Annotated in this window: 25 protein-coding genes, 1 tRNA gene and 1 pseudogene; 22 read left to right on the top strand and 5 right to left on the bottom strand. The window is 43.2% G+C overall.

From position 1 onward, the window contains the following. Positions 1–15: 15 nt before the first annotated feature. The gene (locus D8872_RS02040; RefSeq protein WP_125389764.1) at positions 16–1,032 is read right to left on the bottom strand and encodes an NAD(P)H-dependent glycerol-3-phosphate dehydrogenase; all 1,017 of its coding nucleotides are present in this window, start codon (positions 1,030–1,032) and stop codon (positions 16–18) included. Positions 1,033–1,189: 157 nt separating this feature from the next. Here D8872_RS02040 and D8872_RS02035 point away from each other — a divergent pair, with 157 nt between their 5' ends. The 13 genes from D8872_RS02035 to groL all read left to right on the top strand — a co-directional run bounded on the left by D8872_RS02035 (position 1,190) and on the right by groL (position 14,479). Beyond that, complete coding sequence (locus D8872_RS02035) at positions 1,190–2,896, top strand: ABC transporter ATP-binding protein (protein WP_125389763.1); 1,707 nt, start codon at positions 1,190–1,192, stop codon at positions 2,894–2,896. A gap of 1 nt (position 2,897) precedes the next feature. After that, complete coding sequence (locus D8872_RS02030; RefSeq protein ID WP_125389762.1) at positions 2,898–4,676, top strand: ABC transporter ATP-binding protein; 1,779 nt, start codon at positions 2,898–2,900, stop codon at positions 4,674–4,676. A gap of 212 nt (positions 4,677–4,888) precedes the next feature. Further along, a complete protein-coding gene (locus D8872_RS02025; RefSeq protein WP_125389761.1) occupies positions 4,889–5,875 on the top strand; it encodes a substrate-binding domain-containing protein in 987 nt (328 codons plus the stop codon). Then, positions 5,875–7,188: a sensor histidine kinase gene (locus D8872_RS02020; RefSeq protein WP_125382837.1), complete on the top strand. Its 1,314-nt coding sequence runs from the start codon at positions 5,875–5,877 to the stop codon at positions 7,186–7,188. Before D8872_RS02025 ends, D8872_RS02020 begins: the two co-directional genes overlap by 1 nt. Continuing rightward, on the top strand, positions 7,181–7,864 hold the full coding sequence (locus D8872_RS02015) for a response regulator transcription factor (RefSeq protein WP_061908824.1): 684 nt from the start codon (positions 7,181–7,183) through the stop codon (positions 7,862–7,864). The genes D8872_RS02020 and D8872_RS02015 overlap by 8 nt, the downstream gene beginning before the upstream one ends. Further along, complete coding sequence (locus D8872_RS02010) at positions 7,861–9,141, top strand: ABC transporter substrate-binding protein (protein WP_125389760.1); 1,281 nt, start codon at positions 7,861–7,863, stop codon at positions 9,139–9,141. The genes D8872_RS02015 and D8872_RS02010 overlap by 4 nt, the downstream gene beginning before the upstream one ends. 179 nt (positions 9,142–9,320) lie before the next feature. Then, the gene (locus D8872_RS02005) at positions 9,321–9,755 is read left to right on the top strand and encodes a PTS sugar transporter subunit IIA (RefSeq protein ID WP_125389759.1); all 435 of its coding nucleotides are present in this window, start codon (positions 9,321–9,323) and stop codon (positions 9,753–9,755) included. A 38-nt stretch (positions 9,756–9,793) separates the two neighbouring features. After that, positions 9,794–10,288 (top strand): PTS sugar transporter subunit IIB, encoded by a 495-nt coding sequence (locus D8872_RS02000; protein WP_125382829.1) that lies wholly within the window; start codon positions 9,794–9,796, stop codon positions 10,286–10,288. 125 nt (positions 10,289–10,413) lie between these two features. Continuing rightward, positions 10,414–11,259, top strand: a complete 846-nt coding sequence (locus tag D8872_RS01995; protein ID WP_125389758.1) for a PTS mannose/fructose/sorbose/N-acetylgalactosamine transporter subunit IIC — start codon at positions 10,414–10,416, stop codon at positions 11,257–11,259. Next, a complete protein-coding gene (locus D8872_RS01990) occupies positions 11,260–12,099 on the top strand; it encodes a PTS system mannose/fructose/sorbose family transporter subunit IID (RefSeq protein ID WP_039975565.1) in 840 nt (279 codons plus the stop codon). Between the two features lie 17 nt (positions 12,100–12,116). Further along, complete coding sequence (locus tag D8872_RS01985; protein WP_125389757.1) at positions 12,117–12,407, top strand: DUF202 domain-containing protein; 291 nt, start codon at positions 12,117–12,119, stop codon at positions 12,405–12,407. Between the two features lie 144 nt (positions 12,408–12,551). Beyond that, positions 12,552–12,833 carry a co-chaperone GroES gene (gene groES, locus D8872_RS01980; RefSeq protein ID WP_048766103.1) on the top strand — a complete coding sequence of 94 codons (282 nt, stop codon included), beginning with the start codon at positions 12,552–12,554 and terminating at the stop codon, positions 12,831–12,833. 23 nt (positions 12,834–12,856) lie between these two features. Further along, on the top strand, positions 12,857–14,479 hold the full coding sequence (gene groL / locus D8872_RS01975) for a chaperonin GroEL (protein WP_005591590.1): 1,623 nt from the start codon (positions 12,857–12,859) through the stop codon (positions 14,477–14,479). 494 nt (positions 14,480–14,973) lie between these two features. Here the strand turns inward: groL and D8872_RS01965 are convergent, their stop codons facing one another. Both D8872_RS01965 and D8872_RS01955 read right to left on the bottom strand, forming a co-directional pair. Continuing rightward, positions 14,974–16,119: a low temperature requirement protein A gene (locus D8872_RS01965; protein ID WP_002919842.1), complete on the bottom strand. Its 1,146-nt coding sequence runs from the start codon at positions 16,117–16,119 to the stop codon at positions 14,974–14,976. A gap of 448 nt (positions 16,120–16,567) precedes the next feature. Further along, complete coding sequence (locus D8872_RS01955; RefSeq protein ID WP_125389756.1) at positions 16,568–17,083, bottom strand: DUF308 domain-containing protein; 516 nt, start codon at positions 17,081–17,083, stop codon at positions 16,568–16,570. Between the two features lie 136 nt (positions 17,084–17,219). On the opposite strand from D8872_RS01955, the pseudogene D8872_RS01950 reads away from it, so the two are divergent. After that, positions 17,220–17,897 (top strand): annotated as a pseudogene (locus D8872_RS01950) (site-specific integrase); the annotation flags it as partial. A gap of 86 nt (positions 17,898–17,983) precedes the next feature. On the opposite strand, the gene D8872_RS01945 reads toward D8872_RS01950, so the two are convergent. Together D8872_RS01945 and D8872_RS01935 are read right to left on the bottom strand one after the other, a co-directional pair. Continuing rightward, positions 17,984–18,056 (bottom strand) — tRNA-Lys (locus D8872_RS01945). A 265-nt stretch (positions 18,057–18,321) separates the two neighbouring features. After that, entirely contained in the window at positions 18,322–19,590 is a 1,269-nt protein-coding gene (locus D8872_RS01935; protein WP_045500409.1) for a replication-associated recombination protein A, read from the bottom strand. A gap of 87 nt (positions 19,591–19,677) precedes the next feature. Here D8872_RS01935 and D8872_RS01930 point away from each other — a divergent pair, with 87 nt between their 5' ends. The 8 genes from D8872_RS01930 to D8872_RS01890 all read left to right on the top strand — a co-directional run bounded on the left by D8872_RS01930 (position 19,678) and on the right by D8872_RS01890 (position 25,533). Further along, positions 19,678–20,148, top strand: coding sequence for a DUF3013 family protein (locus D8872_RS01930; protein WP_125382820.1), 471 nt, complete (start codon positions 19,678–19,680; stop codon positions 20,146–20,148). Between the two features lie 18 nt (positions 20,149–20,166). Beyond that, on the top strand, positions 20,167–21,234 hold the full coding sequence (locus tag D8872_RS01925) for a site-2 protease family protein (RefSeq protein WP_125389755.1): 1,068 nt from the start codon (positions 20,167–20,169) through the stop codon (positions 21,232–21,234). A 1-nt stretch (position 21,235) separates the two neighbouring features. Further along, on the top strand, positions 21,236–21,664 hold the full coding sequence (locus D8872_RS01920; RefSeq protein WP_125389754.1) for an NUDIX hydrolase: 429 nt from the start codon (positions 21,236–21,238) through the stop codon (positions 21,662–21,664). Next, a complete protein-coding gene (locus D8872_RS01915) occupies positions 21,661–22,131 on the top strand; it encodes a GNAT family N-acetyltransferase (protein WP_125389753.1) in 471 nt (156 codons plus the stop codon). The genes D8872_RS01920 and D8872_RS01915 overlap by 4 nt, the downstream gene beginning before the upstream one ends. 142 nt (positions 22,132–22,273) lie before the next feature. Continuing rightward, complete coding sequence (gene prmA, locus D8872_RS01910; RefSeq protein WP_312023909.1) at positions 22,274–23,227, top strand: 50S ribosomal protein L11 methyltransferase; 954 nt, start codon at positions 22,274–22,276, stop codon at positions 23,225–23,227. After that, the gene (locus D8872_RS01905; RefSeq protein WP_125389751.1) at positions 23,228–23,971 is read left to right on the top strand and encodes a 16S rRNA (uracil(1498)-N(3))-methyltransferase; all 744 of its coding nucleotides are present in this window, start codon (positions 23,228–23,230) and stop codon (positions 23,969–23,971) included. 168 nt (positions 23,972–24,139) lie between these two features. Further along, the gene (locus D8872_RS01900) at positions 24,140–24,829 is read left to right on the top strand and encodes a gamma-glutamyl-gamma-aminobutyrate hydrolase family protein (protein ID WP_005591601.1); all 690 of its coding nucleotides are present in this window, start codon (positions 24,140–24,142) and stop codon (positions 24,827–24,829) included. 254 nt (positions 24,830–25,083) lie between these two features. Next, positions 25,084–25,533 carry an 8-oxo-dGTP diphosphatase gene (locus D8872_RS01890; RefSeq protein WP_125389749.1) on the top strand — a complete coding sequence of 150 codons (450 nt, stop codon included), beginning with the start codon at positions 25,084–25,086 and terminating at the stop codon, positions 25,531–25,533. Positions 25,534–25,547: the final 14 nt, after the last annotated feature.

The raw sequence follows: 25,547 nt of genomic DNA, 5'->3' as shown, positions 1-25,547 counted from the left end.
AAAAAATATTGTAAATTAAGACCATTCATTTTCAGCTTTGAATTCATTATTCATCATATCATGAATAGCATCTTTGATATCATGGCCGTCATAGATGACCTTGTAAATAGCTTGGGTAATTGGCATGTAGACACCGAGCTCCTGAGCCAGTTCGTAGGCTGCCTTGGTGGTAGAGATTCCTTCGATAACCATGCCCATATTAGCTTCAATATCAGCCAATTTTTCGCCACGACCCAACGCATCGCCGGCCCGCCAGTTGCGAGAGTGGACAGAAGTTCCTGTGACAATCAAGTCGCCGACACCAGAAAGACCGCTGTAAGTCAGAGGGCTGGCTCCAAGTTTGACACCAAGTCGGGTAATTTCAGCCAGCCCGCGTGTGATGATGGCTGCTTTAGCATTGTCACCATAGCCCAGTCCGTGGAGAGCTCCAGCTCCGACTGCGATGATGTTTTTCAGAGCACCTGCTGTCTCCACTCCAACGACATCGGTATTGGTGTAGAGGCGGAAATAGTGGTTACTGAAGAGTTCCTGCACATATTTAGCGGTTTCGAGGTCCTTAGATGCTGCGGTAATCAGGGTAATATCGCGGACGATAGTTTCCTCAGCATGGCTAGGTCCTGAAACAACGACAATCTCGCTACGCAAGTCTGCAGGGATTTCTTCTTCCAGAATAGTTGAAATCCGTTTGTGGGTATTGGGCTCCAGTCCCTTGGATGCATGCATGATTTTTACCTTGTGATCTAAGGTTTGCGCAACTTGTTTGGCTACCAGACGAGTCACCTTGGTCGGTACGACAAAAAGCACAGCATCGACGTTTTCTAGAGCATCGTTCAAGTCATGATAAGCCTTAATTTCCTCGCTTAGAACCACATCTTTGAAATAGCGTTTGTTTGTATGTTGGTGATTGATTTCGTCAATCTGCTCTGCAATATTGCCCCAAATTCGGACTTCATGGCCATTATCATTGAGGACTTGCGACAGAGCCGTTCCCCAAGAGCCAGGGCCAATCACAGCAATTCGTTGTTTATCCATCTTTTCTCCTTGTACGAGACCCACAAAAGGACTCAATCAATTTAGAGTTATTTATTATATTGTACCATATAATAACTGAAATTTCTTACTTGACATTGTTTTTATCTATGATATAGTAAGGAAGCTAAACAAAGTTAAAAATCTACGAGGAGGAATTATGTTCAGAAAAGCTTTATCAGCCTATAAATTATTTATCTTTTTATCTCTTCTGATGACATCGCTGATGCTGGCTAGCTCGCTGTTGCAGCCCCTGTATCTCAAAGATGTCTTGAATGCTCTTTTATCAGGAAATCGTGAAGAAATCTATCGTTTAGGGGCTTGGTTGCTGGGTTTTGGTCTAGTTGGCCTGCTTGCTGGCGGGGCAAATGTGACCCTGGCAGCCTATATTGCGCAAGGTGTGTCGTCAGATTTACGGGAAAAGACCTTTCGGAAAATCCAGACTTTCTCTTATGCCAATATTGAACAGTTCAATGCAGGGAATCTAGTCGTCCGCATGACCAACGACATCAACCAAGTACAAAATTTGGTCATGATGATGTTTCAGATTTTATTCCGCCTGCCTATTTTATTTTTAGGTTCCTTTATTTTGGCGGTGGTGACCATTCCTTCCTTGTGGTGGGTCATTGTCCTGATGGTTTTTTTGGTCTTCTTTTTGACAGGAGTGATGATGGGCTTGATGGGTCCACGCTTTGCCAAATTCCAAGTTCTCTTAGAAAAGATCAATGCGATTGCCAAAGAAAATCTGCGTGGCGTCCGTGTCGTCAAATCTTTCGTGCAGGAGAGAGAGCAGTATCAGAAGTTTACGCAAGTTTCAGATGAACTTTTGGAGCAAAATCTCTTTATTGGCTATGCCTTTTCGATCGTTCAACCGATGATGATGATCGTCGGCTACGGTGCTGTCTATCTGACTATGTGGCTCTTGTCTAGCATGATACAGATGGATCCAGGCTTGGTTAGCTCGATTGTCTCTTTCATTTCTTACCTGAATCAAATTATGTTTACCATCATCATGGTTGGCTTTCTGGGCAATACCGTTACACGTGCCATGGTATCGATTCGGCGGATCAAGGAGGTCTTGGATACAGAGCCAGCGATGACTTTCAAGAATGAAGATGAAGAAGATTTGGAAGGTAGTCTGGTCTTTGACCATGTGACCTTTACCTATCCGACAGATACAGAGCCCATGCTCAAGGATATTAGCTTTGAAGTCAAACCGGGAGAGATGATTGGTGTTGTCGGAGCGACAGGAGCGGGAAAATCAACTCTGGCCCAGCTCATTCCGCGTCTTTTTGATCCTCAGGAAGGCTCCATCAAAATTGGTGGCAAGGACTTGAGAGACATTAGTGAAGCTTCGCTGAGAAAAAATGTCTCCATCGTTCTGCAAAAAGCTATTTTATTTAAGGGGACAATTGCGGACAATCTGCGTCAAGGAAAGCAAAATGCCAGCCTGCCAGAATTAGAACAGGCGGCGCGAATTGCTCAGGCAAGCGAGTTTATCAATCGCATGGAAGATACCTACAACAGCCAAGTCGAAGAACGGGGAAATAATTTCTCTGGCGGACAAAAGCAGAGAATGTCTATCGCCCGTGGTGTCGTCAGCAATCCTAATATTCTTATCCTAGATGACTCAACTTCAGCTCTAGATGCCAAGTCCGAAAAACTGGTCCAAGAGGCGCTGAACAAGGATTTGAAGGGAACAACGACCATCATCATTGCTCAGAAGATTAGCTCCGTTGTTCATGCGGACAAGATTTTGGTGCTAGATCAAGGGCGTTTGATTGGCCAAGGTAGACACGCAGACTTGGTTGCTACAAATGATGTCTACCGAGAAATTTATGAGACTCAAAAAGGAAAGGAGGACTAAGATGAAGACAGCAAAATTTTTCTGGCAATATTTTAAACAGTATAAACTGGCCTTTTTGGTCGTCATGATTATGATTGTCATCTCGACGGTTTTACAGGTTCTCTTTCCAATTTTTACCGGTCTAGCCATTAGTGAGCTGGTGGAGTTGGGCAGTGCTTTTGCGAGTGGCAAGCTTGCTTCAGGTGATGTTTCAGCCTTTGCCGCTTTTCAAGGAATCATGTGGAATTTAGCGCTAGCTTTCATCTTCCTTTCGCTATCGAGCTTGATTTACATGCTGCTGATGAGTCGGATCATTTCCTACTCAACCAATGAAATGCGCAAGGGGCTCTTTGGAAAATTGGCTCGCTTGACCGTTTCCTTCTTTGACCGCCATCAAGACGGGGATATCTTGTCGCGTTTTACCAGCGATTTGGATAATATCTTGCAGGCTTTCAACGAGAGTCTAGTCCAAGTGATGAGCAATATCGCTCTCTACATCGGCCTGATTGTCATCATGTTTATGCGGCATGCGACCCTGGCTTGGGTGACGATTGCCAGTACGCCAGTAGCCATCATTGTCTTGGTGTCTATCGTCAAACTGGCTCGCAAGTACACAGACTTGCAGCAAAAAGAAGTCGGTCAGCTCAATGCTTATATGGATGAGACGATTTCCGGCCAGAAGGTAGTCATTGTGCAGGGAATGCAAGAAGAAGTCATCAAAGGCTTTGTCCAGCAAAATGATAAGGTTCGGTCAGCTACTTTCAAAGGACGCGCTTTTGCTGGCTTGCTCTTTCCTGTCATGAACGGAATGAGCCTGATCAATACGGCTATCGTGATTTTTGTAGGTTCAGCCATTATGCTCAATGATCCTAATGTGAAGACCTCAGTAGCCATTGGTCTGATTTCAACCTTTACACAGTTTTCTCAACAATACTATCAGCCTATCATTCAGGTTGCGGCAAGCTGGGGAAGCCTGCAGCTGGCTTTCACTGGTGCGGATCGGATTCAGGAAATGTTTGATGCGCCTGAGGAAGTGCGCCCTCAGAATGCACCAGCCTTTACCGAGCTGAAAGAAGGCGTCGAGATAAAGCATGTGGATTTCTCTTATGTAGAAGGAAAGCCGATTTTGAAAGATGTTTCCATTTCGGCTCCAAAAGGTAAAATGATTGCCGTTGTAGGACCGACAGGATCAGGAAAGACGACCATTATGAACCTGATCAATCGTTTTTACGATGTGGATAAGGGCAGTATCGAATTTGACGGGCGCGATATCCGAGACTATGACTTGGATAGCTTGCGCAGTCATGTAGGTATCGTTTTGCAAGATTCTGTCTTGTTCAGCGGAACCATTCGAGATAATATCCGATTTGGAGTGCCGGATGCCAGTCAGGAGATGGTTGAAATTGCTGCGCGTGCTACCCATATTCACGAGTATATTGAAAGCTTGCCTGATCAATACGATACAATCGTAGATGATGATCAAAACATCTTTTCAACAGGTCAAAAGCAATTGATTTCGATCGCTCGAACCCTTTTGACCGATCCTCAAGTGCTGATCTTGGATGAGGCTACCTCCAATGTTGATACGGTGACTGAGAGCAAGATCCAGAGTGCGATGGAGGCTATTGTGGCAGGCCGAACCAGCTTTGTCATTGCTCACCGCTTAAAGACTATATTGAATGCAGACCAGATTATTGTCTTAAAAGATGGGGAAGTCATTGAAAGAGGCAATCATCATGAATTGCTGCATCTAGGCGGCTTCTATTCTGAGCTCTACCACAATCAATTTGTGTTTGAATAAATATATACAGAAACGGAGATATTCCATGAGGATACCTTCGTTTTTTGTTTTTGATATTCATTTATCTTGCCCTAAAAATCAGAAGATAAAAAAGTTTGTCGTTTATCCTCTGATTGATTAGAGGATTCAAGAAACGTTTTGCTTTTTCGCTTGATTATAATATAATAAACGTAGGTGAACTGTTAATAAGTATAGGTGACTAGGAGATGGGAATGGGATTAAGTAAGGGGAAAAAGAGGATTCAGACTTGCCAGAAATGTGCTCTCTGGTCTATTTTTGTGCTGGTAATCTGTTGCCTTACTTTTATTTATTCTAAGGCTAGTATGCCCGATAGCAATCAAATGAAAATCGGGGCGACCTATATGACCATGAACAATGATTTTTATCAAACCTTGAATGCTGAATTGGAGAAAAAAACCAATCAACAGGGGAGTCGGCTCTATGTTCGTGATTCGGAGTTAGATGAGAAAAAGCAGAGCCAGCAAATTGCTTATTTTATCAAAGAGAAAGTGGATATCATCGTCATCAATCCAGTAAAGAGTGACAGCCCAGCTATTATCAAGGCTTTGAATAAAGCTAAAAAAGCGGGTATTCGCATTATCGTGGTAGATGCGCCAATGAGCAAGCAAGTAGCTGTTGACACGACTATCGTGTCAGATAACTATCAAGCGGGAGTTTTGATTGCTAAAGATATGATGAGTCGGCTTTCCGAGGCGAATATTCTCTTGCTTGAACATCAGAATGCCATCTCAGCTATGGATCGGCTACAGGGCTTTCTGGATACCATCAAGGGACATCCCGGCTATCGAATCGTTTCTCAGCTGGAGACTTTGGGACAGACCGAAGAAAGCATGCCCCAGGTCAAAAATGCCTTGGATAATGGCTTGGAATTTAACGTTGTCATGGCTCTTAATGACCGTGCAGCAATCGGTGCCTTGGCAGCAATCAAGGATCAAGGTGTAGCAGAAAAAATTTATATTTATGGAGTTGACGGTTCTCCAGATATTAAGAATTTTTTAGCCAATACGAACGACATTCAAGGAACAGTGGCCCAGTCGCCTATTCAGATGGGACGAAAGGTGGCAGAAGTGATTGAGCTGCTGCGGGAAGAGAAGTCGTGTGATAGACAGTATTTGATACCAGTCCGCTTGATAAACAAGGACAATATCAGCGAGTATATAGTTACAGGGTGGCAGTAATGAAACCAAACAAAAGCATTTTTTACAGTAAAATAGCTCTGATGGTCATCAATTTTATAGCCATTGTCTATAATGCTTCGATTTACCTCTTTGCAACCAATTATGTCGTAACAAGAGGCTTCAGTCACTCGCTTTTGGAACGTTTGGATGCCATTCCAGGATCTCCCAGTTTCATTTTTCTGATTTCCATTATCTTTTATGCCTGCCTATTGCTGGTGATGTACTATCGGGAAAAGCACCCCAATCAGCTATCCGTTTACGATAAGGTGACCATGATTGAGATTTTGCTGATGTTGGTCATCTTTACTGCCCTGCATTCGTCTTACAATGGGCTGATTCTTCTCGTCTTTGCAGATATTTTCTATGGATCTAAAGAGTTCAATGCCTCCAAGGATAAAAAATACTGGTTTTCCTTTATTATCTTGAGTTTCAGTATGTTGCTATTGTCAAACTACGACCTGCTGTCACTCTTTGTTAAACTGCCTTCGTTGGATACCTATATTCGTTTTTATCCAGAATCTATACGTTTGCTGCTGCTTTTTGGTAAGAATTTTCTTTTCTCCCTCAATATTGTAGTCTTTATGATTTCCTTGCTCTTTTATATCATGTCGGCGATTACAGAGCGGCACCGAATTGAGGAGGAGCTTCGCATGGCTTCTCAGGCCAATCGGGAGCTGAATAGCTATCTAGCTTTGTCAGAAAAAATTGCTGAAGACCGAGAAAGGAAACGAATTGCCCGTGAGATTCATGATACACTGGGCCATGCTTTGACGGGTATCTCAGCGGGAATTGATGCCATTAAGGTACTAGTGGATATTGATACCGAGCGGGCCAAGGAACAGCTCAACAATGTCTCGGTCGTCGTTCGTGACGGGATTCGGGATGTCCGAGGCTCACTCAATAAAATGCGGCCAGGTACTCTGGAGAATAATAGTCTGAAAGAGGCTTTGTTAAAGATTATCCGAGAGTATGAAGCCATTTCCAACTTGGATATCCATTTTCTCTATGAATGGGATACGATCGATTTAGATATTGCCAAAGAAGATATTGTGTTTCGCATCGTTCAGGAATCAATTACCAATTCTGTGCGTCACGGGCACGCCAAGACCGTTTGGATTGAGTTGTTAGAAAAAGAAAATTATATTATGACCATTCGAGATGATGGTGTAGGTTTTGATGAATTGCACTATGGCTATGGTCTGAAGCAAATGCAGGAACGGTTGGCTATTATCGGTGGGAAGGTTCATTTTGAAAACCGTGAAGGTTTTTATACCTACATTGAAATCCCTAAAATAGGAGGTTGGAATGATTAAAGTTTTAATTGCAGACGATCAGGCCTTGATTCGTGAGTCTCTGCAAATCATCCTGTCTGCTCATGCTGACATCGAGGTAGTCGGGACAGTTGGAGATGGCAAGGAAGTGCTGGAAAAGCTTCATCGGGTGCGTCCAGATGTGATTTTGATGGATATTCGCATGCCAGTCATGGACGGTGTGCTCTGTACCAAGGCTGTCAAGGAGCAGTATCCGGATGTTAAGATTATCATTCTGACGACCTTTGATGACGATGAATTTATCTTCTCTGCTCTCAAATACGGTGCCTCTGGCTACATTCTAAAAGGGGTCTCGACAGAAGAGCTTCACGAAGCCATTCAGACAGTCTATCGGGGCGGAGCTATGATCAATCCCAATATTGCCACCAAGGTCTTCAAAATCTTTTCACAGATGGCCCAGTCCAACTTTGCTATCACGGTGTCAGAGGAAAATGTAGAGGACATGAGCCGGACGGAGTGGAAGATTATCCAGCAGATTGGCTTTGGGATTTCTAATAAGGAGATTGCAGCCAAGCTTTATCTGTCGGAAGGAACCGTGCGCAACTACCTATCAGGGATTCTGTCTAAACTGAATCTGCGTGACCGGACTCAGCTGGCTATCTGGGCCGTGCAGACCGGAGTCACCCAGCGAGACTTTAGCAAGGGAAGTGACAAATGAAGTGGCGACTTAGACATTTGGTTGTTCTTGTTTTGGTTTTTGTTTCAGTTATTTTAAGCTTTGCACTTTGGTCGTCTAGTCATGAAAAAGTCCTACGCATCGGTGTCTATGCGGGATCGAGCTGGGATGTTCCAAATAGTCGTGAAAACAAGGCCTTGGACACCCTGATTAAAAAATTTGAAAAGACGCATCCCCATGTCAAGATCATCTACGAAAGCGGGATTCCCAAGAAGAATTATGCTGACTGGCTGGCAGAACAGGTTTTAAAAGGCGAACAGCCAGATCTTTTCATGGTGCCAGAAAATGACTTTAGCATGTTGGCTTCAGCTGGTGCCCTCAAATCCTTGGATACCCTCCTAACGGATGATGAACGGACAGCCTTTTATCCCGTCGCTTATGAAGCTGGACAATATCAGGGAGTCAGCTATGCTCTTCCAGTTGAGAGCAATCCTATCATGATGTGTGTCAATAAGGACCTGCTTGAAAAAGAAGGAATCAGCATTCCTGAGTCAGGTTGGACCCTGGCGGATTTCTATGAGATTTGCAAGAAAGTAACCAAGGATACCAATGGCGATGGCGTGGCAGATCAGTACGGTATTACAGACTATACTTGGCAGCAAGCTCTGATAGCTTACGGCGGCCATCTAACCGATAAATCCGGTATCAATGTAGACAGCCCAGAGATGCACCAAGCCTTGGCCTTTATGAGCAAGCTAGACATGCTCAGCCAGCACTATAAGGTGACTTCTCATGACTTTGATGAGGGGCGAGTGGCCTTCTATCCTATGAGTCTGGCCCAGTATCGGACCTACAAGCCTTATCCTTATCATGTTGCTAAATATTCTAGCTTTTCTTGGACCTGTATCCCGATGCCGACAGCCGATAGCAAGGTGATGGGAACGCAGGTCAAGACTTCCCTCTTTGGCATGTCTTCCAACACTAAGCAAGAAAAGCTGGCTTGGGAATTTATGCTCTTGTTGTCACAGGACAAAGAGAGCCAGCAGGACTTGTTTGAAAAATCGCAGGGAACTTCAGTCTTGCCCTCTGTCGTGAAAAGTCAGCAAACCAGAAAAATCTTGCAGGCAGATGACTTCGGCTTGGATTCTCTGACTTCTGAGAGGCTAGATAGTATGATGGAGCGTTCTATCATAGATATTGGACAAGAAGTTGATCGGCAGACCTTGGAAAGACTTGATTATTTGATTAAGGAAGCTCTGGGAAATCAAGAAATTGACAGTGCCCTCCCAAGTATTCAAAAAGAAATTGAAAGCAGATAATTTTCTGCTTTCTTTTTTATTTCTAATTAAGTCAGAAAGAAAGTAACGGATGACTAGACCAATATGACATTTGTCACATCTAAACTCACATTTGTCATCTTTTCAAAGTGACATTTGACAATAGGGAAGCGATTTCATTTTGTGTACAATAGAATCAAGAAAATAAGGAGGCAGGAAAGATGAAATATCTTGTACTGGTCAGTCATGGGGGGCTAGCTGAAGGCGTACAAAGCTCCTTGAAGATGTTTGCTGGAGATAAAACAGACCAAATCATTGCCGTGGGTCTGAAAGAGGGGAAATCAGTCGATGATTTTGCTCATGATTTCCGTCAAGCCTTGGCAGGTTTAGAAGCAGAGGATTCTGTCTTAGTTTTAGCCGATATTGTGGGAGGAAGTCCTCTGACAACAGCGGCTAGTGTCCTAGCAGAATTAGGAAAATTGGATTCGGCAGTCATTCTTGGAGGGCTGAATCTGACGATGGGGCTCACTGGCCTTGTGATGAAGGACATGCTGGAAGGCAAAGACCTTGCACAGACGATTCTTTCAGAAGCGACGGCAGCCTTGCAGGAGTTTGAAGTCTCATCAGACGATGATGATGAGGACGACGATATTTAAAAAGTTATTCATTTACTAAATTAGATAGGAGATTCAAAATGGTAGTAACATTTGTACGGATTGACGACCGCATGATCCACGGTCAAACGGTCACTCGTTGGGCTAAGGAATATCCTTGCGATGGGCTGATTGCAGTCAATGATGCAGCAGCCAGCAACAAAGTTTTGATCCAAGCCTACAAAGGGGCTTCTGACAAGAAAACTTTCGTTTGGACCAAGGAAGCCTTCAAGGAAAAATCTGGCAAGGTAACCGAATCTGACAGCCGTTATTTCTTGATTACTAAAAATCCGATTGATATGAAAGAAATCTTGGTGGACCAAGGCTTTGTGCCAGGTAATGTCAAAGAAATCATCGTCGGACCAGCCAATGACCGTCCAGGAGCTGTCAAGCTGGGCAACAATCAATCCATCACGCAAGAAGAAGCGGAAGCGATTGAAGCGATTGAAAAAGCAGGTTACAAGGTAAAATTCCAGCTGCTTCCAGACGTTTCCATCGGTTACTGGAGCGATTTCAAATCTAAATTTGGTTTTTAAATAGGAGCAGAAGTTTAAGCAGGACAAGGTTTTAAGCTTCCTATAGCCTTGCGGGGCAAGATCTGTTTGAAGGAGTTAGAACCGATCTCCTGCTACTGCTCAATCTTACTTAAAGGAGAAAGATTATGACAATTTCTTGGTTGCAAGCCGCAATACTCGGTATCTTTGCTAGTTTATCTTCTATGCCGGGTATGGGTGGCACAAGTATTGGTAACTATACACTTGGACGTCCGCTTGTCGGAGGACTCGTCTGTGGTTTGATTTTAGGAGATGTGAGCCTCGGTATTATCTGTGGGGTGGCCATGCAGTTGGTGTATATCGCGCTGGTAACGCCTGGCGGTACTGTTTCGGCCGATGTCCGTGCAATTTCTTATATCGGTATTCCTTTGGCAATGGTTGCGATCAAATCACAAGGGATTTCAGATGCTCAGCAGGCTGCTGACTTTGCAAAATCAATGGGTGTGCTGGTTGGTACGCTGGGAACCGTTCTCTTCTACGGAACAGCAACGATGAACTTGGTATGGCAACACATGGGCTGGAAAGCAGTCGAACAGGGAGAATACAAAAAATTGTATGCAGTTGACTGGTATCTGCCATGGATTTCCCACTTCCTCTTCTCTTTCTTGCCAACATTGATTCTTTGCCGTTACGGTGCTGATGCCGTTACAGCTCTGAAAGATGCCCTCCCAATGGATGGACTACCAATGAAAACCCTCTTTACAGTAGGTTCTCTCCTTCCATGTGTCGGTATTGCGATTCTCTTGAAGCAAATCGTTGAAAAGGTGACAGACTTTGTTCCATTCTTCGTTGGCTTTACCTTGGCTGCTTCACTTGGCCTCAACCTTGTGTCTAGTGCAGTTGTATCACTGATCTTTGCTCTGCTCTTCTATGAAGTACAGATGGCGAAAAATGTCAAAGTTAGTGCTGTGGCAGTAGGTGATTTTGACGATGATGACGAGGAGGATATCTAAATGGCAACTAAAAAAATATCTAAAAAAACACTGACCAAATCGTTCCACCACTGGTACTATGGTCACTTGACCTGCTTCTCTCAAGAGCACATGCAGACTTTTGGCTACTTGACCTCTATGCTACCAATCGTGGAAGAATTGTACGATACGAAAGAAGAGCAAGCGCGTTCTATGCACACTTATACAGCCTTCTTCAACACGGAACCTCAGCTGGGTACTCTGGTCGTTGGGATCACAGCTGGTTTGGAAGAAGCGCGTGCCAATGGTGCAGAAGCGGTAAATGACGAAACCATCAACGGACTTCGGGCTGGCTTGATGGGGCCGGTTGCTGGTATCGGTGACTCTCTGATCGTTGGAACCTTGATTCCAGTTATTTTGGGGATCTCAATGGGACTTTCAAATGGAGGCTCACCTGTCGGTGCTATCTTCTATATCCTAGTTTGGAATCTGCTAGCTTATTTCGGTATGCGTTTTGCTTACTTTAAAGGCTATGAATTAGGAGACAAGGCCGTTGAATTCTTAGTAGGAGAACAAGGGCAAGCTATCCGTAAATCTGTTGGGATTGTCGGCGGAATGGTTATCGGTGCTGTTGCAGCAACTTGGGTACCTATCAAAACTGCTTTCCAATTGACCAATCCAGGTGAAAAAGAGCCTTACCTTGTCCTGCAAGACAAATTAGACGGTGTTTATCCAGGCCTCTTGACAGCTGTCTTTATCGTATTTTGCTGGTGGCTCATGGCCAAGAAGAACCTTTCTCCAATCAAAGTGATGCTCATTCTTGTTGTTATTGCCTTCCTTGGTGTACTAGCTGGCTTCTTTAATCCAGGTCTCCAATATTAAGAAAAAGAGGAAACATCATGACAGAACAAGAATTGATTCAAGGCTATGAAACAGAAATTCAATACCAGAAGCATATGATTGAAAATCTCGGACGCTGGTTTAGTCTCTTCTTTACCATTGCCAGTATCGGTTTTGTCCTGATCTATCTCTTTCATCGAACCAATCTGCTTCTGTTCATCATCGGTGTTATCTTAGCTATTTTGGGCATCCTTGCCATGCTAGTTTTTGGCTATGGCATCTATAAGGGTAGACTAAATTTACAAAAGGTTCTTGATGATTTTGAAGAGAAACTGAAGTTAGCTCAATAAGGATTCCAATTAATTTTCCCCCAAAAAACTTTGTCATTTGGCAAAGTTTTTTTCTTGACTATTTCTGACCAAGTGATACAATATTAACTATAGATTAGCACTCGTGTAGATAGAGTGCTAAAATTCAATCTTTGGAGGAAAACCATGTTAAAACCATTAGGTGACCGTGTGGTCTTAAAAGTAGAAGAAAAAGAACAGAAAGTTGGTGGCTTTGTCATTGCTGGTGCAGGGCAGGACGCAACAAAAGAAGCGAAAGTCATCGCAGTCGGCCAAGGCATCCGTACGCTCAACGGAGAACTGGTCGCACCAAGTGTCAAGCCAGGTGATAAGGTTTTAGTTGAAAGCCATGCTGGCATTGAAGTCAAAGATCAGGATGAGAAATTCTTGGTTGTTGGAGAAGCAAGTATTCTTGCAATTGTGGAGTAAAAATCTAAGAAAGAGGTTTAAAAATGGCAAAAGATATTAAATTTTCATCAGATGCACGCAGTGCAATGGTTCGTGGTGTGGATATTTTAGCAGATACTGTCAAGGTAACCTTGGGCCCTAAAGGTCGCAATGTTGTTTTGGAAAAATCTTTTGGCTCACCCCTCATCACCAATGACGGTGTGACCATTGCCAAGGAAATCGAACTGGAAGACCATTTTGAAAATATGGGCGCTAAGTTGGTATCAGAAGTTGCTTCAAAAACCAATGATATTGCTGGAGACGGAACAACGACTGCTACTGTATTGACCCAGGCTATCGTCCGTGAAGGAATCAAAAACGTCACTGCTGGTGCCAATCCAATCGGTATCCGCCGCGGGATTGAAGCAGCAGTTGCGACTGCTGTCAGCGCTCTGAAAGAAACGGCGATTCCGGTTTCTAACAAGGAAGCGATTGCTCAGGTTGCTGCCGTGTCTTCTCGTAGCGAAAAAGTCGGTGAGTACATTTCTGAAGCTATGGAAAAAGTTGGCAACGATGGCGTTATCACTATCGAAGAGTCCAAAGGGATGGAAACAGAGCTGGATGTCGTAGAAGGAATGCAGTTTGACCGTGGCTACCTGTCTCAATACATGGTGACGGATAGTGAAAAAATGGTGGCTGATCTGGACAACCCTTATATCTTGATTACAGACAAGAAAATTTCTAACATTCAAGAGATTCTGCCATTGTTGGAAAGTATTTTGAAAACCAACCGTCCGCTCTTGATTATTGCGGATGATGTGGATGGTGAAGCTCTGCCAACACTGGTTCTTAACAAGATTCGTGGCACCTTCAATGTAGTGGCTGTTAAAGCACCAGGTTTCGGTGACCGTCGAAAGGCTATGTTGGAAGACATTGCAATCTTGACTGGTGGTACAGTGATTACAGAAGACCTTGGTCTGGAGCTCAAAGATGCGACCATTGAAGCGCTTGGACAAGCTTCTAAAGTAACTGTTGACAAGGATAGCACTGTGATTGTGGAAGGCTCTGGTAATCCAGAAGCTATTGCCAATCGTGTGGCCGTTATCAAATCTCAAATCGAAAGTACAACTTCTGAGTTTGATAAAGAAAAGCTACAAGAACGTCTGGCTAAATTGTCCGGTGGTGTGGCGGTGATTAAGGTCGGTGCGGCAACCGAAACCGAACTTAAAGAAATGAAACTCCGCATCGAAGATGCCCTTAACGCGACTCGTGCCGCAGTAGAAGAAGGAATCGTGTCAGGTGGTGGTACAGCCTTTGTTAGCGTATTGGATGCAGTAGCTGCTCTCGAATTAACAGGTGATGAAGCAACAGGTCGTAACATCGTCCTCCGTGCCTTGGAAGAGCCTGTCCGTCAAATCGCTTTGAATGCAGGATTTGAAGGCTCTATCATCATTGACCGCCTGAAAAACTCTGAAGCAGGTACAGGCTTTAATGCTGCGACTGGCGAATGGGTGAACATGATTGAAGCTGGAATCATTGACCCAGTTAAGGTAACGCGCTCAGCCCTGCAAAATGCCGCTTCAGTTGCTAGCTTGATTTTGACAACAGAAGCTGTTGTGGCTAATAAGCCAGAACCTGCGCCAGCAGCACCAGCTATGGACCCAAGTATGATGGGCGGCATGATGTAAGGCACATCAAAGAAAGTACAACTTTTTTGAAATCAATAAAGTAAAAAAGACTTCAAACTATTGATCAAAAACAATGGTTTGAAGCCTTTTTATTGTGCTATTAATGAGACAAAAACTTGTAAAATAATGAAAAAGCCTTAGATTCCAAGGCTTTTTAGTCATACTTTCTATGCCCCCTGCATGAATTTGTAAGAACTTTTCATATTGAAAATAAACAAAAATGTTGAAATATAGCTGATTTTAGGGAAATACTTTTAGGTATTTTCAATGTCAGGATTTAAAAATGGGGCAAAAGTGGGGCAAAAACAAATTAACGAAAAAAATATCGAGTTCGTGCATCAAGTAAATGATAAATTGCAAGAATAAGTGCAACATTTACTCGAACTCATCCTCTAGAGCTTCACTAGCAGTTCTGTAAGCTAAACATTTTCGTGGTCGGTGATTGATATCATATAAAGCCTTGGTTCCCAAAGCTTTTTTATGTTATAAACTCATTAAAAGAACCCCCAGTTAGATTTGGAATATTTTTTATTCTGTGTCACATAAAAATAAATAAAATGAATGGCTATAGCTAGAGCTAAAATGGTTGTTATACTCACTACTATTATAGGATTAGANGCAAAGATTAAAGAGAGAATCAAGGCAGCCAGATAGAGTGTCGCTTGGACACAGTAGTAACTTTTCGAATAGCGAAGATAGTGTTTGTTATAGGGCCCATTTACTAGGACAGCAGCTTGAAAGAGGCCAAATCCGATATAAGAGAAGCTGGTTGCAAAGAGAAGATTAGCTTCAGGATTCAGAAGAAAACTCATCGAAACGGTCATCATAATAAGTCCAATGAAAATAGGATAGTGACTGTAAATTAGAAATAGTCCCTTTTGATTAGATTCTTCATCAATAGCATGGTCGAATTGACCAAAATAAAACAAGAACAGAGAAAGCATAATAATGAAATAAAGAACCGAATAAATCGAGAAATTCTCGATTGTAAAGAAGTTAGCTAGCTCCATAATCATCTCTCCAAACGTAATAATGACAAGAAGGGAGATGCGCTCGATTAAATGGGGGAGATTTACCTGGTAATGCTTATCTTTACTAAGCAAGATAATTGGCATAATAAATGTTAGCAGAATACTAGCAAATAAGACAGAGACTCCAACGTAAATAGGAAGAAGAGCTGCTAGATAGACTCCTAAACTTCCTAGCCCTGTTATCCATAGAAAACCTTTGATACTTTCCCGTTCAACATTATCGGTTGATTTTCTAAAAAATTCAACCAAATATTGTAAAAATAAGGTAAAGGTTAATGTACCAACAGCCCAACAAAGATAATGAAAATATTGTTGCCAATCAGGTCCAATCATATTGGCTATAAAGAGTAAAAGTCCCATTTTGATAAACATGATTACCATGTTAAATAAAGAGTTCTTTCCATAGCGATTGGTATAAACGGTTTGAATCATCCATGAATCAGTGAGAACCAAAACAGCCATGAAAAAATCAAGGAAAGAATTCCAAGTCAAAATACCGTTATGAAGATGCTCAATTAAAGTAGTTGCTTTTGAAATTGCAAAAACAAAAACTAGGTCATAAAAAAGTTCTGAAAATTCTACACGTTTATGTTTAATAAGAGTTGTCATCTTAAGTCCTTTCTATTCTAGAAGTACAATTTATTATAACAGAAAATGGTAATGAGAGAAAAGGAGATGCTTAAATAACTTCATGTGACGCGAATTGTCAAAACCTTGGAGCACATTTACCTCATGTACCAACTCACAGGCAGAGTGTTTGATGATTGATAATGAAGAATAAGATTTTACAATAGAAAAGCGAGGATATCCTCGCTTTTTTTATTTAATCTAATAGCTCCTTATTTTCAATTAAGAGCTCTAGTGGAGATTTATCTCTTGCTTCAATAAAACCAGGTTCATATTGGGTATGAAGTGTTCTTTTCTGAGAAGTTGGATCAATATACAACTCTTTTCCATCTTCTGTGTATAGTTGGTTGCCTCTTGTTAGGTAAAGAGACGAAAAAGCTGAGAATATGATTTCCCAGCTTTTTTGAATGCGATAGAAATAGCAACTAGACTATTTACGAAAGGCCTCAATAATGTAGGTGAAGCCAGTAACTAAAAATGAAAAGGCAATGACATAAACGACAAAGACACCTGTAGCCACTGGATTGAACAGAATCACTAGACCTAGTAAAAATACAAGCAAGGCTACCCACATGATATTGCTACCAATAATAGGGAAAATCAATCCTAGACGATTGCCTTTAAAGAAAACAATAATGGCTTCTACAATTAACCAAATTCCTACAATGGTCGGAATGACGACCGGCAGGGTCACAAAGCCATAAGCAACGAGGTAAAGAGCTAAGAGAAGACTAACAAACCCTTGGAAAAGATAAACAGGTGAGCGAAGCTCTTTTGGTGCAGAGAAATAGCCTAAAATAGCTGCTATAGAAGAAACCAGTAAATCAAATGCAATCCACCAGCTGTAAGCAACAAGATTAGCTACTGGGTGTGTAAATAGGAAAAGTCCTAAAAGGACAAAAACAACTCCTGCAAGGAATAGCAGTAAACGATTAGAAAATTTCATTTCAATACACTCCTATTATATAGTATAGTTTTTTATTAAAAGTATTCTACACCCTTTTTTAGGAAATGTCAATAAACTAAATGGATAATTTGGAAGTTCAGTCTGACTTACAAAAAGAAAATCGCCCTCATACAGCAAATTATTTTCATCCAAAGAACAACAGATGACAGAAGAGAAATATTTACATACAGAAAAGGACTATCTGGATTTACTTTTAGCAGTAAAGAGAAAATTTGATTACCAACGTTCAATTGTTCCTTATATTGTCTATTTTCTATTAAAAACAGGCATGAGGTTTGGAGAGTTAATAGCGTTAACTTGGAATGAGGTTGATTTTGACAGAGGATTGTTAAAAACATACAGGAGGTATAATACTCTCTCTCATAAGTTTGTTCCACCAAAAAATAAAACGTCTATTCGGATGGTTCCAATAGACGAGGAGTGTATCAAAATTTTGCGCCTTTTACAAACGGAGCAAGAAAGGGCAAACATGGAGTTAGGAATCAAAAATCGATATCGGATGATTTTTCAACATTTTGGATATATTCATTCAGTCCCAGATATCGCAAGTGTCAATAAAGCTTTGAGTGTTCTCTTAAATGAGTTGGACATTTATCCAATTATCACGACAAAAGGAGCACGTCATACCTATGGGAGCTACCTCTGGCACAAAGGATTTGACCTTGGAGTTATCGCAAAAATTCTAGGGCATAGAGATATTTCAATGTTGGTAGAAGTGTACGGACACACTTTAGAAGAGAAAATTTTTGAAGAATTTAATCAAATAAGAGATATTTGGAAAGATTGCTCATAAAAAAATGTGGGGCAGAAAGTGGGGCAAAATGATTTCAGAGCAAGCAAAAAAGCCTACAGAGTAGGCTTTCTTAGTCATACTTTCTATGCCCCCTGCAGGGCTCGAACCTGCGACCCATAGATTAAGAGTCTACTGCTCTACCAACTGAGCTAAGGAGGCAAGAGAAAAAGCTGTATTGGTGCCGGACCTTCACGATTTGTATTGAACCCGCGCAATTAAGCAGGTGGGCAACTCGCTCTAACTGAAGCTGCTTCCGCGTGACACGGCTTGCACGCTGTTAGAAGTCTTTTGTTTCCCTAATAATACAAAAAATAGTCGGTCAACACTTAAGTGTGAAGTCGTACACCACAGCGTTTCTATAATTATAATACCATAAATTTTGAAAAATTCAAGAGAAAAATGTGATTTTTTGCAAACGATGCCATCATTTTTTTAAGTCATCAATCTTATTCTTGGTCAATCCAAGGGCTCGCTCGTATTTGCCATTTTCATTGGGAGTGAAATAATTGGCGTCTTTTATCTTATCGGGCAGGTAGTCCTGCTTGACCCAATTGCCAAGATAGGAGTGAGGGTAGAGATAGTCCTGTGCGTTGCCCAATTCTTTGCTTCCTGCGTAGTGGCCGTCTCGTAAGTGGCGTGGGATGGGCAGATTTCCATTCTTTCTGAGGTCGGCTAAAGCCTTGTCCATAGCCACATAGGCTGAGTTGGACTTGGGCGACAGAGCCAGATCAATAACAATATTGGCAATGAGGATACGGGCTTCAGGAAAGCCGATCCGCTGGGCTGCTTCCAGGGCTGTAACGGTATGGACTTGGGCGTCAGGATTTGCTAGGCCAATATCTTCGTAAGCGATAACGGTCAAGCGTCGAGCTAGGCTAGGCAAGTCTCCTGCCTCAACGAGGCGAGCTGCGTAGTGGAGGCTGGCATTGACATCGGAGCCACGGATGGACTTCTGCAGGGCAGAGAGGACATCGTAATGGCCGTCCCCGTCCTTATCCATGGTGATATAGCTCTTTTGCAGGCTGTTTTCCATGACATCGAGCGTGATGTGACGGATGCCCTTGCTATCTTCTGGGGTAGAGAGTACGGCTAGGTCCAGCGAGTTATAGGCGGAGCGCAGGTCTCCGTTGGTAGAGATAGCGATGAAGTCCAGAGCTTCCTTGTCTAGCTCCACTGGAAAATCAAATCCTCGTTCCTTATCTGTCAAGGCTAACTGAATAGCTGTCCGAATGTCGTCGTTGCTGAGGGGCTCAAGTTCAAATATCTGAACCCGGCTGCGAATAGCGGGTGTCACTGAGAAGAAAGGATTTTCCGTCGTCGCCCCAATCATAATAACCAGCCCACTTTCTAATAGTGGCAGCAGGAAATCTTGCTTGGTCTTGTCCAGACGGTGAATCTCGTCTAGCAGGAGCACCAGTCCGCCGGAAAATTTCGCTTCTTCAGCGATCTCTTGCAGGCGTTTCTTGCTATCTACGGTGGCGTTAAAGGTCCGAAAGGCAAACTTGGTTGTGCCGGCAATAGCCGAGGCGATGGAGGTTTTGCCGATGCCGGGTGGTCCATATAGAATCATCGAGGACAGGCGGTTGGCTTCAACCATGCGGCGGATGATTTTCCCGGGTCCGACCAGATGTTGCTGGCCGATGATCTGATCAATGCTGGTTGGCCGCATGCGCAGGGCGAGGTTTTCTGGCATAAGATTTCCTTTCTGCAAGTGTTTTTCTTGGCTTTTTGTGTTACTATTATAGATAGTAATATTTTATCACAATGAAAAGAGGAAATCATGGCTAAGTACGGTTTTTTAGAGATATTGGACGAGGAAATGGGGAAGAGCTTTCCTTTTGACTATGAGATAAACTGGGACAAGAAGAATCACGCAGTGGAAGTGGCCTTCCTCCTTGAGGTGCAAAATCCCGGCGGTATTGAGACGGTTGATGCTGAGGGTAATGCCTCGGCAGAAGATATTTACTTTGAGGAAGCTGTGCTTTTCTATAATCCGGTCAAGTCTCGTTTTGAGGCCGAGGACTATCTGGCTGCCCTGCCCTATGAGCCGAAGAAGGGGCTGTCAAGGGAGTTTCTGGCTTATTTCGTGGATTTCCTAACCCAAACGGCTGAGTCTGGCCTTGATGCGCTCATGGACTTTTTAGCAGATCCAGAGGCAGCAGAGTTTGAGATGGCTTGGAATGCTGAGGCTTTTGAAAATGGCAGAGCTGACTTGGCTGAGACGGAATTCTATCCTTATCCGAGATATTAGGAGTTGGTTGGAGATTTTATGAAGAAAATTGGGACGTATTTGGTTTATGTGCTAGCTTTTGCCTTTATTATGCTAGCTTTTGCTTGTGGCACTATCGCATTTGCAGAGTTGGGGTATTCCGCAGTTTTAGTCTTTACTTTTGGTTATAGCTTCGCTCTTCTAAGCATGTATTTAATCTTTATTCTTCATGAGCTGGGTCATGCTTTTTGTGGCTACTTGACAGGCTATCGGTTGGTGGCATTTGGATTAGGACATTTTCTTTTGACCAAAAAGTCAGGTAGGTTTCATCTTAGTCGAACAGCCGTTCTGAAAAATGTTGGTGCTCAGTACATTGGATTGAAAGAAGATGAAAGCGATCAAAGAATCATCTTGATGCTTTCAGGAGGTTTGCTGGTTCATCTCAGTTTGATCTTATTAGCGATATTGTTTGGATTTTTGACAAAAAGTTGGTATTTTGCTGGTACTTGGATTTTTCTGAATTTGTCTTTCTTCCTAAGCAACGCTTTGCCAGTCGGCATCACCGATGGAGCAAAAATCTGGGAATTGCGACAACACCCTGAAAATATCAAATACGCTTACTTGGTGTTAAGGCATTCTGCCCAAACTTTGCTTGCTCCTCAAGAGTATGATTTGAAAGACTTTACCATGCCTGTTCCTGAGGATGCAAGTGGGAGCTTTGCAGAAAGTATTCAAACTCTTGAGGGAGTGGTTTTCATATTGGATGATAATATAGAAGGTGCAAAAAAACGGTTTCAGTCTTTATTAGATAAAACAGATAATTCGATGTCTCAAACTCTTTCGCAATTATACCTTCTTCAAATCGCCTTGCTGGAAGGAGATAATGAGAAAGCGGAGAAATATGCAGGTATTCGAAGTGTTAAATCCTTTTTATCTCTAAAAATAGCAGATGTGCAGATGATTCAAGCCTGGTATCAATTTAAGGTAAAGAAAGATGTAGCTCAAACTCGCAAGGCTATGAAGATTGCTAGACAGAAAATGAATAGCAGCCGAATGCTACGGGACGAGAAACGCTATTATGAAAACTGGTTAGCAGAGCTGGAAAAGGCATTAGCCGAAGGAGTCTAATATGGAAATAGAAATTTCTGATTTTACAGGCTGCAAGATTGCCCTCTTTTGTGACGATAGAATTTTAACTATCTTGCGGGATGATAAGTCAAACATTCCCTGGCCCAATATGTGGGAGTTGCCCGGTGGTGGACGTGAAGGCGATGAAAGTCCTTTTGAGTGCGTGGCGCGTGAAGTTTATGAAGAACTGGGCATTCATTTGACTGAGGATTGTCTGCTTTGGAGTAAGGTTTATCCAAGCATGCTTTTTGAGGGGAAGGAATCCGTCTTTCTAGTCGGTGAGTTAACGCAGGACCAGTTTAATAGTATCGTCTTTGGCGATGAAGGACAGGGCTACAAATTGATGAGCATTGATGAGTTTCTTGGCTCAGATAAGGTTGTGCCTCAGTTGCAGGATAGGGTGAGGGATTATTTGGAGGTGCGAGCATGATTCATATTGAACGGGCGGGAGCTGAGGATTTAGAAACCATTATTGCCATTCAGCGAGCGAGTTTTAAGGCTGTTTATGAGAAATATCAGGATCAATACGACCCCTATCTGGAGGAGCGAGAGCGGATTCGCTGGAAGTTGGTTGAGCGGCCCAATAGTTTTTATTATTTTGTCAAAGACGACGAGAAGATTCTGGGCTTTATTCGCTTGAATACAAATGACGAACAGACAGCAGGCTGGATTGGGACAGTGGCGATTTTGCCAGAGCACCAGAATAAAGGATATGGCTCTGAGGGGCTCGCTCTAATAGAGGAGAAATTCTCCACCGTTATGAAATGGGATTTATGTACGGTTTTCCAAGATAAAGGTATGGTAGCTTTTTATGAGAAAAATGGCTATCATCAGACCCATACGGAGCCCGAAAAAGAGGGCATGTATATGGTTTACATGACGAAGACAATAAAATAAACAAAGAAAGGATTGTTCAGTTAAATTTCTAAACTGAACCTGCCCTAAACACTGTAGCAAAAGATAAAGTCCTCTTAGACGCAAACGTCGTTAGAGAATTTCCTATTTTGGCTTTGTGTTTTACGGGCTTGGTATTTTAATGATGGATACTTGGCAGGAATTAACGATTGAAGTGAAGCGTGAGGCGGAGGAAGCTGCCTCGAATATTCTGATTGAACTGGGCAGTCAGGGTGTGGCTATCGATGATAGCGCAGATTATCTGGGGCAGGTTGACCAGTACGGTGAGCTTTTTCCAGAAGTTGAGCAGAGCGAGCGGGTCAAGATCACCGGCTACTACCCGGATTCTGTGGATATAGAGGCCATTGCGGCCCAGGCTAATGAGCGCCTGGCTGAGCTGGATGGTTTTGGCTTGGAGACAGGAGATATTCAGCTGACTCGGCAGGAACTGGCTGAGGAAGACTGGGCGGACAATTGGAAGAAATACTTTGAGCCGGCTCGGATCACCCATGACTTGACTATTGTCCCGTCCTGGACGGAGTATGAGGCGACAGCTGATGAGAAGATTATCAAGCTGGATCCTGGCATGGCCTTTGGTACGGGTACTCACCCGACGACCAAGATGAGCCTCTTTGCTCTGGAGCAGGTCTTGCGGGGCGGAGAAACTGTGCTGGATGTGGGTACAGGTAGCGGTGTCCTCTCCATTGCTAGCTCTCTCTTGGGTGCTAAGGACATCTACGCCTATGATTTAGATGAGGTGGCGGTGCGCGTGGCCCAGGAAAATATTGAGCTTAACCCTGGTATGGAGAACATCCATGTTGCGCCGGGGGATCTTCTTCGAGGTGTAGAAATCGAAGCGGATGTCATTGTTGCCAATATTTTGGCAGATATTCTCATCCATCTGACAGAGGATGCCTACCGTCTGGTCAATGATGAGGGCTATCTGATTATGAGTGGAATCATTTCTGAGAAGTGGGAAATGGTGCGCGAGTCAGCAGAAGCAGCAGGATTTTTCCTGGAAACACATATGATTCAGGGCGAATGGAATGCCTGTGTCTTTAAGAAAACGCAGGACATTTCAGGCGTGATAGGTGGATAGATGCAGCAGTATTTTATAAAAGGAAATCCTCAGTCCCCTCTGGTGGTTACGGATAAGGACACGGCCAAACATATGTTTTCAGTCATGCGGCTCAAAGAGGGCGACCAAGTCACACTGGTCTTTGATGATGGCGTGAAACGACTGGCCCGAGTATTGGACCCCAGTCAGCAGAGCTTGGAAATCTTGGAGGAACTGGCAGACAATACCGAGTTGCCGATTCAAGTGACCATTGCTTCAGGCTTTCCTAAGGGTGATAAGTTGGAATTTATCACTCAAAAGGTAACGGAGCTAGGAGCCAGTGCTATCTGGGCCTTTCCAGCGGACTGGTCGGTGGCCAAGTGGGATGGCAAAAAGCTGGCTAAAAAGAGTGAAAAGCTAGAGAAAATTGCTCAGGGAGCAGCAGAGCAGAGCAAGCGCAATCTGATTCCTGAGGTTCGACTCTTTGATAAAAAGGCAGATTTTCTGGCCGCCTTGGCAGACTTTGACAGCATCATCGTAGCCTATGAAGAATCGGCCAAAGAAGGAGAATCTGCAGCTCTAGTGCAGGCTGTGAAAGGTTTGGCCGAGGGAGACAAACTGCTCTTCATCTTCGGACCGGAGGGTGGTCTCTCGCCAGAGGAAATAGCAGCCTTTGACCAAGTAGGCGCTGTGTCAGCAGGTCTAGGTCCACGTATCCTGCGGGCTGAAACCGCCCCGCTCTATGCCTTGACCGCAGTCAGCGTTATGCTTGAATTAGAAAAATGAAATCAGCGGACTTCTGCTGATTTTTCTTGTCTGTCGCTACTAGATTCCTTTTTGTGGAAATCTGTTCTTGACATAAAAAATTTTTATGGCCAGCTTTAAAAAATACTATTGGACGACTGAGAGGTGGAATGGTAAGATATTCTATATCAAGTTAAGGAGGGATCATCTATGTGCAGAACAATTGTTGGAGTGTCGGCTAATCTTTGTCCAGTGGATCAGGCGGGCAAAAACATTCATTCATCTGTATCCTGCAAATTTGCCGAAAGCATCAAGCTGGTCGGCGGTCTGCCTATGGTGATTCCTGTCGGGGATAAAAGTCTGGTCAAGGACTATATAGAAACCATTGATAAGCTCATTCTATCAGGTGGTCAAAATGTTCATCCGCAGTTTTATGGGGAGGAAAAGGCCATCGATAGCGATGATTACAATCTAGCTCGCGATGAGTTTGAGCTAGCACTCTTAAAGGAGGCTATTCGTCAGGGTAAGCCAGTCTTGGCTATCTGCCGCGGTCTGCAGTTGGTCAATGTTGCTTTTGGTGGCACGCTTAATCAGCAAATTGACAATCATTGGCAGGGGCAACCATTTGGAACTTCGCACTCCATTCGCACAGAGAAAGGCAGCGTCGTGGAGCGTTTATTTGGTCAAGCCAGCCAGATTAATTCTGTCCATCGCCAAAGCATCAAGGACTTGGCGCCTAATTTCCGAGCAACTGCCTTTGACCCAAGGGATAATACCATCGAAGCGATTGAAGCTGTGGACGGCAGCCGTATCATCGGCCTTCAGTGGCATCCAGAGTTTTTGATCAACGAAGAAAAGGGCAATTTAGAGCTATTTCAATATCTTTTGCAAGAATTATAAAATCTAAAATTATTTTTAGCTAATTTTAAGATAAGCTTTATATAATATAACCATCAAATGAAGACCTCCTAACTTTATTTGATGAAATCCTAAAACTTTTCTTTTTCATAATAATCTCCCTATAAGAACCGCCCAATCGGCGGTTTTTTTGCTGGAAGGGCTGAGAAATCTGGATTTTCATCAATTTGATCACTTTTATGCTATAATGAGTCACAGCGGGCCGAGCGAATCGGTCGGTAGATGGAGGAGCAGAGATGTCAAGAGCAGAACGAGTTATTTTAACAAATATGTGTATGGTTTACGATGGGGACCGCATTTTAGTGCAAAATAAAGTAAATGATGATTGGACGGGCCTCTGCTTTCCAGGTGGTCATGTTGAACATCGTGAGTCCTTTGTCAAATCAGTGATACGGGAAATCAAAGAAGAAACAGGCCTGACTATCTATGAGCCTCGCTTGTGTGGTGTCAAGCAGTTTTACACTGAAAAAGATGAGCGTTATATCGTTTTTCTTTACAAGACCAATCGTTTTGAGGGAGAACTGGTCTCATCCGAAGAAGGCGAGGTATTCTGGATTGACCGCAAAGACCTTGACAGCTACTCGCTGGCTGTGAGCTTTCAGGAAATGTATCAGGTTTTCACATCAGATTTGACGGAGCAGTTTACCTATCTAGAGGATGGAGAGGTTGTCAGAGATTTATACTAGGGAGAACCGCCCAA

Source organism: Streptococcus cristatus (assembly GCF_003943815.1).
GTDB classification, from domain to species: Bacteria; Bacillota; Bacilli; order Lactobacillales; family Streptococcaceae; genus Streptococcus; species Streptococcus cristatus_F.
This window is presented reverse-complemented; position numbering and strand designations above follow the sequence as displayed.